A 16616-nucleotide genomic window follows, 5' to 3' on the forward strand; every position below is an offset into this window, starting at 1 on the left:
AAAAGCTTTCCCAAAATATATAATGTAGATTACATATCTCGGAAAAGCTTATATATCTATATAATTTTATTACAAAATAATATGTGCAATCACGTAGCCCACACAACAACCAGAAATTACCCCTATTAAACCAGGAATCATAAAACTATGATTTAAAATATATTTACCGATTCGTGTTGTTCCGGATCTATCAAACCCAATACATGCTAAATCAGATGGATACGTAGGTAGGAAAAAATATCCATAACAAGCAGAAATAAAAGATATTACTAAGATTGGATCCATCCCTACATGTAACGCCATCGGTACTACAATAGCTATGGCTGCACCTTGCGAATTAACTAATTTTGACGTAAAGAATACTAATATGGCATAGGCCCAAGGATATGATTGTACGGCTACACCTAATACCTCTTTTAAAATAGTCATATGATTTGAAAAATACGTATCTGCCATCCAAGCAACACCATATACTGATACTAGTGCAACAATACCAGATTTAAAGACTTGGCAATTTCCTACATCTTTTGCTTTAATTTTAGTAACAATTAATATCAACGCCGATACTAAAAGCATTACCATTTGTATGACAACAACCATAGAAATTGGCTTACTAGCCCCTGTTTTATCTACAAAATGAGGTAAAAAAGATGGCAAATTACCTAATGCAGCAATCACAATAATACCAACTAAAAATATATACATCGCCCAATGATACGATCTTGGCAACTCCTTATCGACAAGTGTTTCACTATCACCATATACATATTCTTTGTTTTCTTTATCCGCAATCAAGGCCTGAAAAGCAGGATCTTTATCTAAGTCTTTTCCTCGTCTATAACTCCATAATGCAGCTAATAACACTCCACAACCTGTGGCAGGTATTGATACTGATAATATTTGTAATACAGAGTAGTCATATCCTGCAGCCACAAAAAAAGCCGCCATAGATACTACTGCAACAGATACGGGAGATGCACAGATAGCCATTTGTGAGGCTACTGATGCAACAGCCATAGGCCGTTCTGGTCGAATGCCTTGCTTAATAGCTATATCATAAATAATGGGAAACATAGTATACACTACATGCCCAGTACCACACAAAATAGTTAAGAACCATGTGGTTAATGGAGCAAAAATTGTAACATGCTTAGGATTATTACGCAAAAACTTTTCTGCATATTTTAGCATAACCGTTAAGCCACCAGATGTTTGTAGAAAACCAGCACAAGTAACAACTGCTAAAATAATTAACATAACATCTACTGGTGGTTTGCCAGGCTTATAGCCGAAAACAAACGTAAAAATAGTAAGACCAATACCACTAATAACAGCTAAACCTAATCCTCCATGACGAACACCAAATAATAAACACAGTAAAAGTACAATAAATCCTAAAATAATTTCCATACAGACCTCCTATAATGATTATAATACTTATTAAGTGTTAAGTTGTTCTAGCTAAAATACTTATCCTAATAATTTACAAGGCTATTATAAAACGATATAACAAGAACTATAAAATAAAAAAAAATCATAAGACTCTAACTAATAGTTTTTTATATAGAATATACAAAATAGAATGCTATTGTGAATACATATAATGATATATAATATATATCCGTAATATATTGCTATATCTTAGACCACATTCAATATAATCCATCAAAAATCAAAAATATTCTGGTTAACTATATAAAAAAAGCATAGAACTGATATAAAAAAAACTTGCTTTTTTGTTACTAAGGAAAATCCACTTTAAAAAACCTTATCAATAAGGTAATCTCAAAAAATCAAGTTTTTTATTATATTTTTTTGAGATACCTCATCTTTTTATCGTACATATAATCTATACACAAAATACTTAATTTGTTATATAATACGAATACTGTAAGGTTAGAACGGATTAAAAGTAAACTATTCATCATACAATGAACCGTAACATATACAAGTACGTATCTGTATATGATATGATGATAATAATTTCTATTGTTAGTTAAAGGGGGATCGTTATATGTTTATGTTGTCATTGATGCAGCCATCAGGTCTGTATGAACTTGAACAAGATAGTTTAGAGGCTATCAGTGCACAATTATTGCAAATGATTCAAATGAAAAATCAACATCTATATACACATTCACTACAAGTAGCTAATTATGCAGTAAGTATTGCTGCTAAATTAGGATTGCCTTATAACGAAATAGAACAAATACGACATGCCGCCTTATTACATGATGTGGGATTACTTATAATCCCGAATGCAGTATTACAAAAAGCACCCTACTTAAATCGACAAGAACTAGCAAAATATAAACAACATCCTGTGAATGGTGCTAATATGATAGAGAACTATCCGTGTTGTCAGCAAATATTACCCTATATTCGCTATCATCATGAACGCTGGGACGGCGCTGGCTATCCAAAACATCTACGCGGTGCTAATATACCACTAGGTGCTAGAATTATTGCTGTGGCTGATTATTACGACTCTGTCATAAATCCTTCTAGTGAATGTTGGGTTAAAACTAAAAAAGAAGCAATTCAGGAATTATTTAGCGCTTCTGGTATTTTATTCGATCCAGATATTGTAAAGGCCTTTATTACAGTATTAGGATAATAACAACTATATAAAATACTGTACTAGTACAAATCACCTTTTATTTTGTAGTATTAGATTAATTCTATACATACATAGATTAGGTGATTTTTTTCTTTCCATTCACACTATGCTAATAAAAACAGCTATATTAAAAACTTCCACTAGCCAATGTAAGAGCTTGAATACTATGCGCATCTCCGTCTTTAAGAATAGTGGCTACTGCCTCTATAGTAGCACCAGTAGTGTAAATATCATCTACAATAAGGATATTTTTTCCTTGTATCTTAGAACAATCACTATAGTCTTTTAATAATCTAAATGTATGTAGTACGTTCGTAGATCTTTCGTTTTTCGTCAACTCCCACATCGACTTTCCCGTATCTATTTTAGTTAAACAATCGCACCATTGCCAATAACGTCTTCCCTTCCTTATCCATAACTCCCTAACCCACTCTTTAAATAATATATCAACTTGATTATAGCCTCTTTCTTCTATTTTTTCATCACTACTAGGCACTGGCACTACTATATCTGGCTCTATACTACATGCTGCTAATTGCAAAGAAAAGGATTGCAAAAAAGAAGCAGCCCATTTGGACTGCTTCTTTTGATGATTAAATTTAATATCATGTAGAATAGATTTAATACCTCCATCATAATGCGCTAATACCCAAACTCGATCCACAGGTGACCCCCAAGGCATATCAATCGAGTGAATATGTAATAATTCTTGATAACAACTTTCACACCAAACGCCTTCTGCCGCAACAGGTGTGCCGCAATGAGGGCAAACAGGTGGAAATAAGTAACTCCAAAGTATATCTAGCATATATATATCTCCCTATTCATGATGTAAGACACCATACTTACTATATTTTGCTATTTATTATGGCCATACTCTATATCATTTTATATTTCTATTTTTTATCTAAATAACCATCATATCCCGATCATAATCATCTACGAATGCTTCACTAATATAAAATAATGTTTTACACTACTTACGCTATAGTCTTCCATCATTACTAAAATGCTACTTAAAAATAGTATGATTACCTATTACAAATAAAGTCTATCTAATAAGTAATACTATAAATAATTAACATACTAATCTAAAGCTCTATTCACAAAGGCCCTGTAATCGCTCCTTAAATAAAGTATATCGATTATCTGTGCTAACAGAATGAACTGCCCTTTCAATAGCACTACTGGTGCCTACAAGTACTACTTTATTCTTTGCACGAGTAACCGCTGTATATAATAGGTTTCTCTGCAACATACCACCATAATTAGGGATAAAAGGAATGATAACTGTACCATATTCGCTACCTTGACTCTTATGAACAGTAATAGCATAAGCAGGCATAATCATAGTCGCTTCATCAATAGAAAGTCGTACCTCTTTATGAATAAAACGAATTAATATATCTGTTTTAGAAATCCCAAAAATAATTCCTATATCACCATTAAATACTTCTAACTCATAATTATTAATTACTTGAATGACCTTATCACCTACTCGATATATAATACCATTTACTTTTATATCTGGTTTCATAGATGATGACGGATTTACAATATTTTGTATATGCTTAGAAATCGCAAGACTACCAGCCTGACCACGTCGCATAGGAGAAATAATCTGCAAGTCTAGTTCATCATGTACTATTTCCTTTTCTTTTTCATATATAGTAGCTATTGTATTCATCAATTCCGGCAAATTAGATACAGTAATAAAGATAAATTCTCCTTCCGATGATAATGTAGGCATCTCCCCTTGATTAATTCTATAGGCATTAGAAATAATACTATTACCTGAATCCTGTCGATATATCCTATATAGCTTTGTAAAAGGGACTATACCGCTATCTAATAAATCTTTTAGTACAAAACCAGCACCTATCGGTGGCAACTGATTCACGTCACCAATAATTATAATTCTTGCCTCTTCAGGAATCGCATTTAATAAAGAATAATATAATCTCACATTTAGCATAGATGCTTCATCAATAATAACCACATCTGCCTCTAATGGATCTTCTTCATTTTTCATAAAATCATAGGAGTCACTGCCTTGAACTGGCAATAATAATCTATGAATCGTAGTAGCTTCATAATCTGTAGCTTCTGTAAGCCGCTTAGCAGCACGTCCTGTAGGCGCACATAGTACAATGCGATGTTCACCAGCTAATTGAAACCCCTCTACTAATGTTTTAATAATTGTTGTTTTCCCTGTACCTGGTCCACCGGTAATAAGAGAGAATTGCTCTGTAAAAGCAAGTGTAATCGCTTCCTTTTGATCCTCTCCCAATAAAATATGATTCGTTGTTTCGAAATTCTGAATAAACTCTTCATAGTCTAAACTAATAGGAGCACTGTGCTGCAATAATCGTTTAGTTTTTTCTACACTTTCATATTCTGCTACATATAACTCTGGTGGATATACATATAAAATACCTGACTCATTGGTAGCACATATCTGCCCTATATCGATTAATTCTTCAATATAATCAGCTATTTCATCAGCATACCCAATCAATAAGTCAGATGCTTTCTGAATTAACTCATCTACAGGTAAACAGGTGTGTCCATAATTAGAAATGTTCTGTAAAATCCAAGATATCCCCGCTTCAATGCGTCGTGTATCATTCCCTTCCAACCCTAAATTACTTGCCAATGTATCTACTACATTGAATGTAATATCATTAGCTATTTGCAATAAGGAATACGGATTATTTTCCAACACCTGTATCGCTGATGCCCCATAAAATGTATATACTAATCGGCTCCATTTCCCACTAATACCATGCTCTTCAAAGAACTTCGTAAGTTCTGATAACATGCCTTCTCCTAATAAAGTATTATACAATTCATTTTTAATGGAATTTCTTAGCCCTGGTACGTCCTTAATTTCTTTGGGATTGTTAGATTTTAATAACTCTAATAAGGCCTCGCCAAAATAGTCTATTATTTTTTCAACTGATTTTTCTCCTAATCCTTTAACCCCTAGATTAAATAAATATTGTTTTGCGGTGCCTAAGTTATCTGGTTTTAATTTCTCTATTGCTATAGCTTCAAATTGAAAACCATATTTTTCATGCTCCCTATAACGTCCTGATAATTCAATATCATCGCCTTCTCTAGGAGCCTCAAATTTACCAGTACAAGTAACGTATTCATCATTATAATCACGCAATCGAAACACACAATACGTATTAGTCGTATTACTATAAATGAGCCGATATACAAAACCTCTAATTGATTCTATCATGATTCTGACATAGGTAATGCTTTAACAATAGCTGCTACTGTATCTGATACATTACTAGAATTTTCAATTTTAATATGACCAACTTTTTCATATAATGGATATCGTTCTTCATATAGTCGGAAAATATACTCAATACTTTCTTTTAATAACGGGCGAATTTCCATATCTAAATCATCAAGAATTTGCTTAACATTACGATGAATAAATACAACAAAGCCATTCTCTCTCATAAGCTGAACTGTTTTTTCTGATAATACAGTCCCACCACCTGTAGCAATAACACTTGGGTTTTTGTCAGCAATGATAGCACTAATGACATCATATTCATATTGTCTAAATGTATCTTCTCCATCATGAATGATAATATTCTGAATCGATTTACCAGTTTTTTCTTGAATTTCTGCATCTACATCAAAAAATTCTAATCCTTGTTCCTGAGCTAATGCTTTGCCTACCGTAGTCTTACCAGCTCCTGGCATACCAATTAAGAAAATATGTTGCCGCATATGATTCTTTAAAAACTTATTACTAATCGCAATAACAGATTCTAAATATTCTTCAATATACACCTTTATCGATTCATCTGTACACGCATCAGATTGTTTTTTCACAATTTCCCGATCTCTACTGTCATCAGTGATTGGCAAATGATGTTCATCTTTATATTTAGCAATGTCCAATACAATTTTTAATCGTTCTGCATATGTATTAGCTAGTATGGTATCTATAGCATCAATTTTATTTCTTGCTTCTTGTAAATCCATGATTACACCTCTTCATGTACCTTCTATATAGTAACTTCTACCAATGACTAAAAGTCTCCTTTATCATACACTGATAGTATAGCATAAAAAAATAGTAGAGAGCCAAACTTTCTCTCTACCACTATTTTATACACTCTATCTTTGCCACAACAAAGATATAACCTTTATGCTATGATAAAATAATTCTCCACAGTAAAAGCATATAACTATTCTTATATCCCCTTAGATAAAATTCTTATCAGCTAAAATACGTAATGCTTTTTCTTCATCTAGCTTCATCTGCTCTATCAAAGCAGATAAACTATCAAACTTTTCTTCTCCTCGCAAAAAAGCAATAAACTCAACCATAACGGTTTCTCCATACACAGATTGATCAAAATCAAATACATGAACTTCACAACGATGATATTGATTTAAAAAAGTAGGATTATCTCCAATATTACCTACTCCATTATACCATGTACCTTTTATGCACACACGATTTGCATATACGCCATCCATTGGTGTTACCATACATGAAGGAAATAAGAAATTTAATGTAGGAAAACCCAATGTACGACCTCGCTGATCACCTTTAATAACCGTTCCTGTAAAAGAATAGGCCCTGCCGAGTAATTCGTTAGCATATTCGATTTGTCCACAACTAATAGCGTCTCGTATAACGGTGCTAGAAATAGGCGTATCAGAATTATGCCACTTGCTTAATGGTTCGACATATACAGTTGTCATCGTACCTGTAAAGTAACTCTGCAACGTAGTAACATTACCAAGTCCCTTTGCTCCATACGTATAATTTTCGCCTACAACGACAGCTAACAAATTATTTTGTATCGACAATGCTTCCATGAAATCATGAGCTGACATCCGTAGTAAATCTATGGTCATCGGCAATGATACTACATACTGCACTCCAAGCTCATCAAGAACTGCATACATCGTTTCCTTTAACGCCAGTGATTTAGGTGCATGACTTGGGGATAAAATGGATAATGGATGTGCTTCAAAAGTAACCACTACAAGCACTGCATCATGAGAAGTAGCAATTTGTTTAGCATGATTGATAACAGCACGATGTCCTATATGAATACCATCAAAAGTACCTAATGCAATAACTATATTATGTTGTATCTCATGTAATTCTTCAAAAGAATGAATAATTCTCATAATAGCCCTTTTATAAAAATATATTTTTTTCCACTTTAATACTATCCTTTGTCCGTCGAGCTAATCCCAAAAAGCCTTTCGGTGAATATACTCGATAACATGTACCTACTTGTGTATGGGCAAAATGTTTAGTAATGCCTAACTGTTTTCCTTGCGTTAAATCTAATAGTTCTCTGTTATCAATAGTAATTGTATCAAGAAAAGATACACAAGAATCTACGGGTAATAAAGCTGCATCAGTCTGCAACATCAACTCTTCTGCCGTAACAGTATCTGCTATTTTATAAGAGCCTACTTGTGTACGTGCCAACTGTGTCATCGTGCCTGGAATACCTACCTGTAAAAAGATATCTCTCAACAGGGAACGTATATAAGTACCTGATGAGCAGGTAACGCGAAGCGTAAAATAGGGATACTGATAGGCCAATAATTGTATATTAAAAATAGTAATTGTCCGTTCAGGCAATGTTACTGTCTTACCAGCTCGCGCTAATTCATAGGCACGTACACCGTTCACTTTAATCGCTGAATAAGAAGATGGTCGCTGCTGAGATACGCCTAAAAATTTGTGACAAACAGTCTCCAACTCTTTCATTGTAGGAATATAATTACTTACCTTAATCATAGATTCTATAGGCACTCCAGAACTATCTTCTGTATCAGTAAAATGACCAAACATGCCTTCTGCTACATATGTTTTTTCTAAGTCATTCGTATATTCAATTAACCTTGTTGCTTTCCCCACAAAAATAGGTAACACCCCATACGCTAGTGGATCTAATGTCCCACTATGTCCAATTTTTCGTTCTTTTAGAATACGTCGACAAATGCCAATAGCATCATGACTAGTAATTCCAGGGGGTTTAAAAAATGCAAGTACTCCGTCCATTAATCAATTACCTGTAATAACTTACGTTTAGCTTCTTCCAATGAGGCAGAAATAGTGCATCCTGCTGCACGTATATGTCCTCCGCCACCAAAATGATTAGCAATAGCATTAACATCAGTTTGTTTAGACCGTAGGCTAACTCGAGTCGTCGTATCATCTTGTGCTTTTAATAAAATAGCAATATCCACTGAATTAATATTTCGAATAAGATCTACAAAACCATCTGTATCATTGCCTAATGTTTTCATAGCCTCTTGATGTAACTCTATCGTTGCAACGGTTCCATTTTTATAAAATGAAATCGTTTGCATCGCCAATTTAGTAATTTCAATACGCTCTATCGTCGTTGATTCAATCGCTTCTGATACGATATGTGGCATAGCACCACAATCAACACAATAAGCTGCCATCGCCAACGTATGTCCTGTAGTATTACTAAACTTGAAGAATCCACAATCTGTAGCAATAGCCATATATAGTGCATTAGCCATGGATGGAGTAATTTTCCAATTCCATTCTTTGTAAAGATAGGTCAGAATTTCTCCTGTGGCTGCAAAATTAGTTTGCAAATATAATCCATCTGCAAAATTTGTATTAGATACGTGATGATCAATATTATATATCGTTGCGTACGAAAGTTCTCCAACTCGACCAATCCGTTCATACGTACTTGCGTCTAGCACCAGTAACATATCTGCTCTATGAGATTGTACATAGTCATTTACATGATAAATGGCATCCACATGATCCAAAAATTTATATTTTATAGGAATGCTATCATCTACTACCATAACTACATCTTTTCCTTGTTGTAATAATGTTTCATACATTGATAACATAGACCCTAAGGCATCTCCATCAGGATGAACATGTACCGTAAGAATAATAGTCTGTGCTTGCTTAATAGCTTGATGAAGTTCTGATATAGTAATCTTACTCATTGTTAGACTCGTCTTTCTTAATGGTTTGTAAAATAGATTCAATATGCATACTGTAATCGAGCGAAGTATCCTGGTCAAATAAAATTTCTGGAGTATATCTTAGATGTAATACTTTTCCAAGTTCAGACCGTATATGTCCACTAGCATGTTGCAAAGCTCGTAATGTTTCCGCTTTAGCCGTTTCATCACCAAATAAACTCACATAGATAGTAGCCTGTCGCAAATCACCAGTCACTTCTACATCAGTAACGGTAGTAAAACCAATACGTGGATCTTTTAATCCACGCATTAGCATGCCACTCACTTCTTGCTTTATAAATTGTTGTAATTTTCTTACTCGTACATCACTCATATAAAACCTCCTATAATGTAGGTTTAATTTCTTCCATCAGAAAGGCTTCAATAACATCGCCTTCTTTAATATCACGATACCCTTCGATAGAAATACCACATTCAAATGTAGCCTTCACTTCCTTCACTTCGTCCTTAAAACGTCGTAAAGAATCAACTTTACCTTCATGAACTACAATACCATCGCGAATTAAACGGATTTCAGAGTCATTAGTAATGCGGCCTTCTGTAACAAAACAGCCTGCTACTATTGCTTTTGGTGTAGAAATAACTTGGCGTACATCAGCACGACCAACTATAACTTCTTTAAATTCAGGCGCCAACATCCCAACCATAGCCGATTCAACGTCATTAATTGCATCATAAATAACACGATATGTCCGTAAGTCTACTTTTTCTTTTTCTGCCGCATTGCGAACGACTGCATCTGGGCGAACATTGAATCCAAGAATAATTGCATTGGACGCAGAGGCTAACATAATATCAGATTCATTAATAGTCCCTACTGCAGCATGAACGATAACAATACGAACTTGATCATTTTTAATGCTTTCTAATGATTGACGTAATGCTTCCACAGACCCTTGTACATCGGCTTTAATGATAATATTTAAATCAGACATTTCCCCTTCTTTAATTTGTTGGAAAATATCATCTAAAGAAATCTTATGTGATGCTTTTGCTTCTTCAGCTCTCTGTTTTGCAATACGTTTTTCTGCAATTGTTCTTGCTTCATTATCATCAACGGATACCATTACTTCACCAGCTAATGGTACATCGGACAAACCAAGAATTTCCACTGGCATTGAAGGCCGTGCTACTTTTACTTTTTCGCCCCGTTCATTTGTCATAGCACGCACTTTACCATAAGCAGTACCTGCTAAAATAGTATCACCTACACGCAAAGATCCTTTTTGCACCAACATTGTGCAAACTGGACCGCGCCCTTTATCCAACTGAGCTTCAATAACAACACCTTGTGCATGTCGATTTGGATTTGCTTTCAATTCCATCACTTCTGCTACAAGAAGAATATTTTCTAATAAATCATCAATACCTTCTCGTTTCTTAGCAGATACAGGAACCATAATAACATCGCCGCCCCATTCTTCTGGCAATAAGCCATGTTCAGATAATTGCTGCTTCACATGGTCTGGGTTAGCTCCTGGTTTATCCATTTTATTAATCGCCACAATGATAGGCACTTCTGCTGACTTAGCATGATTAATAGCCTCTACAGTTTGTGGCATAACACCATCATCAGCTGCTACAACTAATACAGCAATATCAGTAGATTTGGCCCCACGTAAACGCATCGCTGTAAACGCTTCGTGACCTGGAGTATCTAAGAAAGTAACTTTATTTCCTTTATAACGAACTTGATACGCCCCAATATGTTGAGTGATGCCACCAGCTTCTGTAGAAGTAACATTCGTTTGTCGAATAACATCTAACAAAGATGTCTTACCATGGTCAACATGACCCATAATAGTGACAACTGGTGGTCGTGGTTGTAACGTTTCTGGTGCATCTTCAATATCAACAATATCAGTTGGATCCTCTTCAGGTTCAACTTCTACAACTTCTACACCAAAATCTTCTGCTACGATTGTAGCTGTTTCCATATCAATTTCTTGATTAATGGTGGCCATAACTCCTAGCAACATCAACTTCTTAATAATTTCGCTAACTTCACGCCCCATCTTCTCTGCTAATTCTTTAACTGTTAAAGAACCACTTAATTCAATGGATGTAGCAATAGCGGCTTCTGCTTTACGACGTTCTTCTTCTTTATGACGAATATTTTGTTCATTACGTTGTTTTACACGATTTTTATTTTTAGCAATCGATGTAGATAATAATGACTGTACTCTGCCCTTTGAATTATTTTTCTTCTTATTCCGTCGATCATTACGATCATTACGTTCATTACGTTCATTACGTTCATTATGATTATTACTATTTTTCTCATTATGAATATGTTTAGTGTGACTGTGTGCTGAATGATTAACTTTTCCCTCAGCTTTATCCATATGAGTATGTTTTTGATGTGCTACTTTATCCGTATTTTGAACTACTCTGCCATCATGTTCATCATCATGCTTCTGATTTTTTTGAACCTCTTTTTTATGAGATTTATTACTTTCTTGTTTATGATGAGTAGTTACATGATTTTCTTGTGTATGGCTAACTCTTTCTGTTGTTTTAGGTGAAAGTGCTTTTTTTACCGTTTCATAAGCAACATCATCAATACCACTCAATACACTTTTAACTTGAATGTTATGTTGCTCTAAAATAGCCATAACTTTTTTTGTGTCAATACCCATTTCTTTTGCTACTTCATGTACTCTTTTTTTAGACATCTACATACCCCCTTAACTCATATTTCACCGATTTCCTTTAATAATGCCTTAGCAAAACCATCATCATTAATAGCCAATACGACTCGTAGCTCCTTACCGATGGCATGTCCCAACTGCTCTTTTGTTAGAATTTTTCGCATTGGAATATTATATTTCTTAGTTAATTCTTCATACTTTTTTTCATTATTAGCTGCACAATCCGTTGCCATCACTAGTAACTTGACGGTTCTTTTCTTGACAGCTTTCTCTACAATAAAGTCACCTGACTGCAGCTCTCCCGCTCGTTGTGCTAAGCCTAATAAATTAACTATTTTAATTTCATTCATATCCTAAATCATCTTTCAATGTATCATATACATCTTTTGATATAGCCCGTTTAAATGATTTTTCTAAACGTTTACCTGTATAGGCTGCTTCAAAACACATACTGTTAGGACAAATATAAGCACCACGGCCTGCGGCTTTACCAGTTCTATCAATAGACACAGTGCCATTAGGACTCATAACTATACGTAACAAATCCCGCTTATTTTTAGATTCACCACAGCCTATACACAAACGCATAGGTTGAGATTTCTTTTTCATTAAGCATCACCTTCTGCAAAATCAACTAATACATTTTCTTCAGTAATACTATCATCTTCTTCTGCAGCTTGACTTTCACTTTTTATATCGATTTTCCAATTTGTCAATTTAGCTGCTAATCGTGCATTTTGTCCCGATTTACCAATAGCCAATGAAAGTTGATAGTCAGGGACAATAACTCGTGATGTTTTCTCTTCTAAATCAACATCTACAGATATCACTTTGGCAGGGCTTAATGAGTTTGCAATATATACTACTGGGTCTTCATCCCATTTTACAATATCAATTTTTTCATCATGCAATTCATCAACAATATTTTGTACCCGTTGCCCCTTAGGCCCTACACATGCCCCTACAGGATCAATATTTTCATCTCTAGATGTGACCGCGATTTTCGATCGTTGACCCGGTTCTCGAGCTACTGATTTTAATTCCACTACCCCTTCATAAATTTCAGGCACTTCCAACTCAAACAAGCGTTTTAACAAGCCTGGATGAGTACGCGAAATCATAATTTGTGGACCCTTATTCGTTTTCTTAACTTCTACTATATAGCATTTAATACGCTGGCCTTCTACATAGGTTTCTGTACTAATTTGTTCTGTAGGTGGTAAAATTGCTTCTGTTTTTCCTAAATCAATAAAGACATTTTTCCCATCAACTCGTTGAATAGTACCGGTAATAATATCTCCTTCTCGACTAGAAAATTCTTCAAAAACAACACTGCGTTCCGCTTCTTTTAGGCGCTGAATTAGCATTTGTTTTGCCGTATGAGCCGCACTGCGTCCAAAGTTTTTAGGTGTTACATCTACTTTTATTACATCACCTATATCATGACGTACATCGTAATGATGACGTGCCTCTTGTAGAGAAATTTCACTTTCTTCATTCTCTACATCAGTAACCACTTTCTTTTTAGCAAATACCTTATATTCCCCTGTTTCTCGATTTAATTCCACATAGGCTTCTGGGTTAGCATTTAGTTCTCTGCGATAAGCCTGCAATAAAGCAGCCTCTAAAGATTCAAAAATCACCTCTGGCGAAAAACCACGTTGTTTTGTTAATACCAACACTGCTTGTATTAGTTCTTGACTCACTACAATTCCTCCATAACTATATAATATATTTAAAAATCAAGGTGTAATCTAATCTGTGCAATTGTTTTTCTTTCTAATGCTATAACCCTCTCATCAATAATAATAACAATTGTGTCCTCATCAAAACCATGCAATATACCTACATAGTGCTTATTACCATTCACCGGTTTAAATAACTGTACGTCTACTTCTCTTCCATTATAACGAATCAAATCTTTATCTTTTTTTAATACTCTATCGAGGCCCGGAGAAGACACTTCTAAAAGATAATTTTCTTCGATTGGATCTTGTTTGTCCAATTCTTCGCTAAGTTTTTCACTTACCATCTGACAATCGTCTAAATCAATGCCGGTCTCCTTATCTAAGTATACACGTAAATACCAGTCACGTTCTCTAACATATTCTACGTCAACCAACTCCATCGTTGTGCCTTCTATAATATTCTCAACAATGGCAGATACTAACTCCTCTATATCTTGTTTCTTCACAACTATCACCTCCCTAGCATAAAGTAAAGAGTGAGCTATTGCCCACTCTTTTAAAATTCACATATAAAAGTTGCCTTTATTATAGCATTAATATCGTAATATTACAAGTATTGTCTACATAGATATAAAAATAGATAGGAACGCAAATGACTTGCTAAAAACTCACTCGTACTTTTCCACAATTAATAAACGATAGTAGTTTACTATATCAAAATGTACTCATAGCATACTACATAGGCTACTACTTTATAAGCGATTTTCTAATTCTCTTAACACAGTAATTAATGACGTATCTAATGCTACTTCTAATGCTGCAATGCTATCTGCATCAAGATCATGATTAATTTCTGGATAATTATGATGTCGTAATTCGGCAAAAAATTCATCACGAAAAACGTTATAGAATAATAGCAACCCATTTTTATTAGTACTATCTTTATATTCTGCAATAATATATGAACCATTAATCATTTTAATCGCATTACTAGGGGTAATATCACATGTAAATGGTCCTACCGAAGATGGTAAATACTTAGAAAAATCCCAATTAACCAATCCTTTTTTCCGATATTGATAGGTAAACCTATTCTCTGGGCTTATAAATAAGCCTTCCATTTCTTGTACCATACGTTCTTGCAAGATATGCCAAAATTCACTGATTTTTGTTTTTATAAAATTGATATCCACAAATGAAAATAGAGGCATCACGATATGAACTGTATAATCTTCAACTTCTTTATCATATAATGCTTCCCATCGCCATCCAGCTTGATTTTGATAATGAAATAAACGATAAAAATCACCATCTATACATGTATCAATTGTTAAAGAAAAATCTCCCACAGTCGATGGAAGCCACGCATAATCTAATTTTGCGCATTCCTCAATAATTTTATCCATATCTGACTAATTCCTTTCTAGCGGATATAACACTTCATATTGCTTTTGATAGGCCAGTACCATTTCTACATATTTTCGTGTTTCTGGGAAAGGAATATCGCGAATATTAGAAAACTCATAATCCCATCCATTTTCTTTCATCCAATCATCCACATGTCCACGCCCCGCATTATAAGCTGCTAATGCTAAAATTTCATTATCATGATACTCCTCTAACAAATGTGCTATATACCAAGTTCCTAATTTTATATTCACCTTAGGATTTTTAATATCATTTTCAGATAATTCTGATTGGTTTAACTCCTTGCCGATCCAAAGAGCCGTATCGGGCATTAACTGCATCAATCCTACAGCCCCTCTGTCTGATGTTGCTTCTTCTTTAAACTTGCTTTCTGCTAAAATAATCCCTGCAATTAATGAAGCTGGCACATGATTCTCGATTGCTTCTTGTTCAACTACGTCTCGATACATAAAAGGATACGCATAATGTCTAGCCATATACGGTTCAATATGCACGAAATAACCAATCGACACAATAATAATAACCCACGCTAAGAAAGTATTACCACGCACTTATTTTCTCCTTACAAATCTATGACATTCTTTTCTCCACAGTTCATTTAATTGTTCATACAAATCACGCTCACTACCATTATTATCAATGATAACCTGAGCATATTTTTTCTTATCTGCTAACGGCATTTGACTATCAATACGCGCTTTAGCCTGTTCTTGGGTATAACCGTTTCTCTCCATTAACCTTGCTAACTGCACATCATAATCCACATAGACAAGCCAAATTTCATCCATCATAGTAACCCATCCAGTTTCAATAAGTAGAGGAATATCATAAATAATAGTCTCATATCCCTTCGCTTCATACTCAGCAGTTAAGTCCATCATCTTTTCGTAAATATATGTATGAAGTATTGTATTTAATTGATGTCGTTTATCTTCATCTCGAAATACAATAGCCCCCAATTCTTCACGATTTAATGTGCCATCATTTCTCACTATATCTTTTCCAAATGCTGCTACAACAGCCTCTAGCCCAGGTGTATGTGGTTCTACGACTTGCCGTGCTACAACATCCGCATCAACAGTTGCTATATCATGTGTCAATAACCAGTTTAAAACAGTACTTTTCCCTGCCGCAATGCCTCCTGTTAAGCCAATTTTATACATACTATCACCTTATCCTTAT

Annotated in this window: 17 protein-coding genes; 1 reads left to right on the plus strand and 16 read right to left on the minus strand. The window is 34.5% G+C overall.

All coding sequences use genetic code 11. The features are described from left to right. Nucleotides 1-69: 69 nt before the first annotated feature. Nucleotides 70-1410 carry an anaerobic C4-dicarboxylate transporter gene (locus tag K357_RS0100420; RefSeq protein ID WP_028256937.1) on the minus strand — a complete coding sequence of 447 codons (1341 nt, stop codon included), beginning with the start codon at nt 1408-1410 and terminating at the stop codon, nt 70-72. 604 nt (nt 1411-2014) lie between these two features. On the opposite strand from K357_RS0100420, the gene K357_RS0100425 reads away from it, so the two are divergent. Next, complete coding sequence (locus tag K357_RS0100425; protein WP_028256938.1) at nt 2015-2617, plus strand: HD-GYP domain-containing protein; 603 nt, start codon at nt 2015-2017, stop codon at nt 2615-2617. 130 nt (nt 2618-2747) lie between these two features. Here K357_RS0100425 and K357_RS0100430 read toward each other — a convergent pair whose 3' ends face one another. The 15 genes from K357_RS0100430 to coaE all read right to left on the minus strand — a co-directional run bounded on the left by K357_RS0100430 (nt 2748) and on the right by coaE (nt 16597). Next, nucleotides 2748-3428: a ComF family protein gene (locus K357_RS0100430; protein ID WP_038113245.1), complete on the minus strand. Its 681-nt coding sequence runs from the start codon at nt 3426-3428 to the stop codon at nt 2748-2750. 291 nt (nt 3429-3719) lie between these two features. Beyond that, on the minus strand, nt 3720-5870 hold the full coding sequence (gene recD2, locus K357_RS0100435; protein ID WP_244869359.1) for an SF1B family DNA helicase RecD2: 2151 nt from the start codon (nt 5868-5870) through the stop codon (nt 3720-3722). Further along, complete coding sequence (locus tag K357_RS0100440) at nt 5867-6634, minus strand: shikimate kinase (protein ID WP_028256941.1); 768 nt, start codon at nt 6632-6634, stop codon at nt 5867-5869. Before K357_RS0100440 ends, recD2 begins: the two co-directional genes overlap by 4 nt. Nucleotides 6635-6856: 222 nt before the next feature. Beyond that, nucleotides 6857-7798, minus strand: coding sequence for a riboflavin biosynthesis protein RibF (gene ribF, locus K357_RS0100445; RefSeq protein WP_028256942.1), 942 nt, complete (start codon nt 7796-7798; stop codon nt 6857-6859). Nucleotides 7799-7808: 10 nt separating this feature from the next. Beyond that, nucleotides 7809-8687, minus strand: coding sequence for a tRNA pseudouridine(55) synthase TruB (truB, locus tag K357_RS0100450; RefSeq protein WP_028256943.1), 879 nt, complete (start codon nt 8685-8687; stop codon nt 7809-7811). Continuing rightward, on the minus strand, nt 8687-9628 hold the full coding sequence (locus K357_RS0100455; RefSeq protein ID WP_028256944.1) for a DHH family phosphoesterase: 942 nt from the start codon (nt 9626-9628) through the stop codon (nt 8687-8689). The genes truB and K357_RS0100455 overlap by 1 nt, the downstream gene beginning before the upstream one ends. Beyond that, a complete protein-coding gene (gene rbfA / locus K357_RS0100460; RefSeq protein WP_028256945.1) occupies nt 9621-9980 on the minus strand; it encodes a 30S ribosome-binding factor RbfA in 360 nt (119 codons plus the stop codon). The genes K357_RS0100455 and rbfA overlap by 8 nt, the downstream gene beginning before the upstream one ends. A gap of 10 nt (nt 9981-9990) precedes the next feature. Beyond that, a complete protein-coding gene (gene infB / locus K357_RS0100465) occupies nt 9991-12342 on the minus strand; it encodes a translation initiation factor IF-2 (protein ID WP_028256946.1) in 2352 nt (783 codons plus the stop codon). Nucleotides 12343-12359: 17 nt separating this feature from the next. Continuing rightward, nucleotides 12360-12668: a L7Ae/L30e/S12e/Gadd45 family ribosomal protein gene (locus tag K357_RS0100470; protein ID WP_028256947.1), complete on the minus strand. Its 309-nt coding sequence runs from the start codon at nt 12666-12668 to the stop codon at nt 12360-12362. Beyond that, complete coding sequence (rnpM, locus tag K357_RS0100475) at nt 12661-12927, minus strand: RNase P modulator RnpM (RefSeq protein ID WP_028256948.1); 267 nt, start codon at nt 12925-12927, stop codon at nt 12661-12663. Before rnpM ends, K357_RS0100470 begins: the two co-directional genes overlap by 8 nt. Further along, complete coding sequence (nusA, locus tag K357_RS0100480; protein WP_028256949.1) at nt 12927-14024, minus strand: transcription termination factor NusA; 1098 nt, start codon at nt 14022-14024, stop codon at nt 12927-12929. Before nusA ends, rnpM begins: the two co-directional genes overlap by 1 nt. A 29-nt stretch (nt 14025-14053) precedes the next feature. Next, entirely contained in the window at nt 14054-14512 is a 459-nt protein-coding gene (locus K357_RS0100485; RefSeq protein ID WP_028256950.1) for a ribosome maturation factor RimP, read from the minus strand. Nucleotides 14513-14758: 246 nt separating this feature from the next. Next, entirely contained in the window at nt 14759-15412 is a 654-nt protein-coding gene (locus K357_RS0100490; RefSeq protein ID WP_028256951.1) for a hypothetical protein, read from the minus strand. A gap of 6 nt (nt 15413-15418) precedes the next feature. Then, nucleotides 15419-15985, minus strand: coding sequence for a lytic transglycosylase domain-containing protein (locus K357_RS0100495; RefSeq protein ID WP_028256952.1), 567 nt, complete (start codon nt 15983-15985; stop codon nt 15419-15421). Beyond that, nucleotides 15986-16597: a dephospho-CoA kinase gene (gene coaE, locus K357_RS0100500; protein ID WP_028256953.1), complete on the minus strand. Its 612-nt coding sequence runs from the start codon at nt 16595-16597 to the stop codon at nt 15986-15988. Nucleotides 16598-16616 lie beyond the last annotated feature (19 nt).

Origin of the sequence: Veillonella montpellierensis DSM 17217 (assembly GCF_000426745.1) — a bacterium.
GTDB classification, from domain to species: Bacteria; Bacillota; Negativicutes; order Veillonellales; family Veillonellaceae; genus Veillonella; species Veillonella montpellierensis.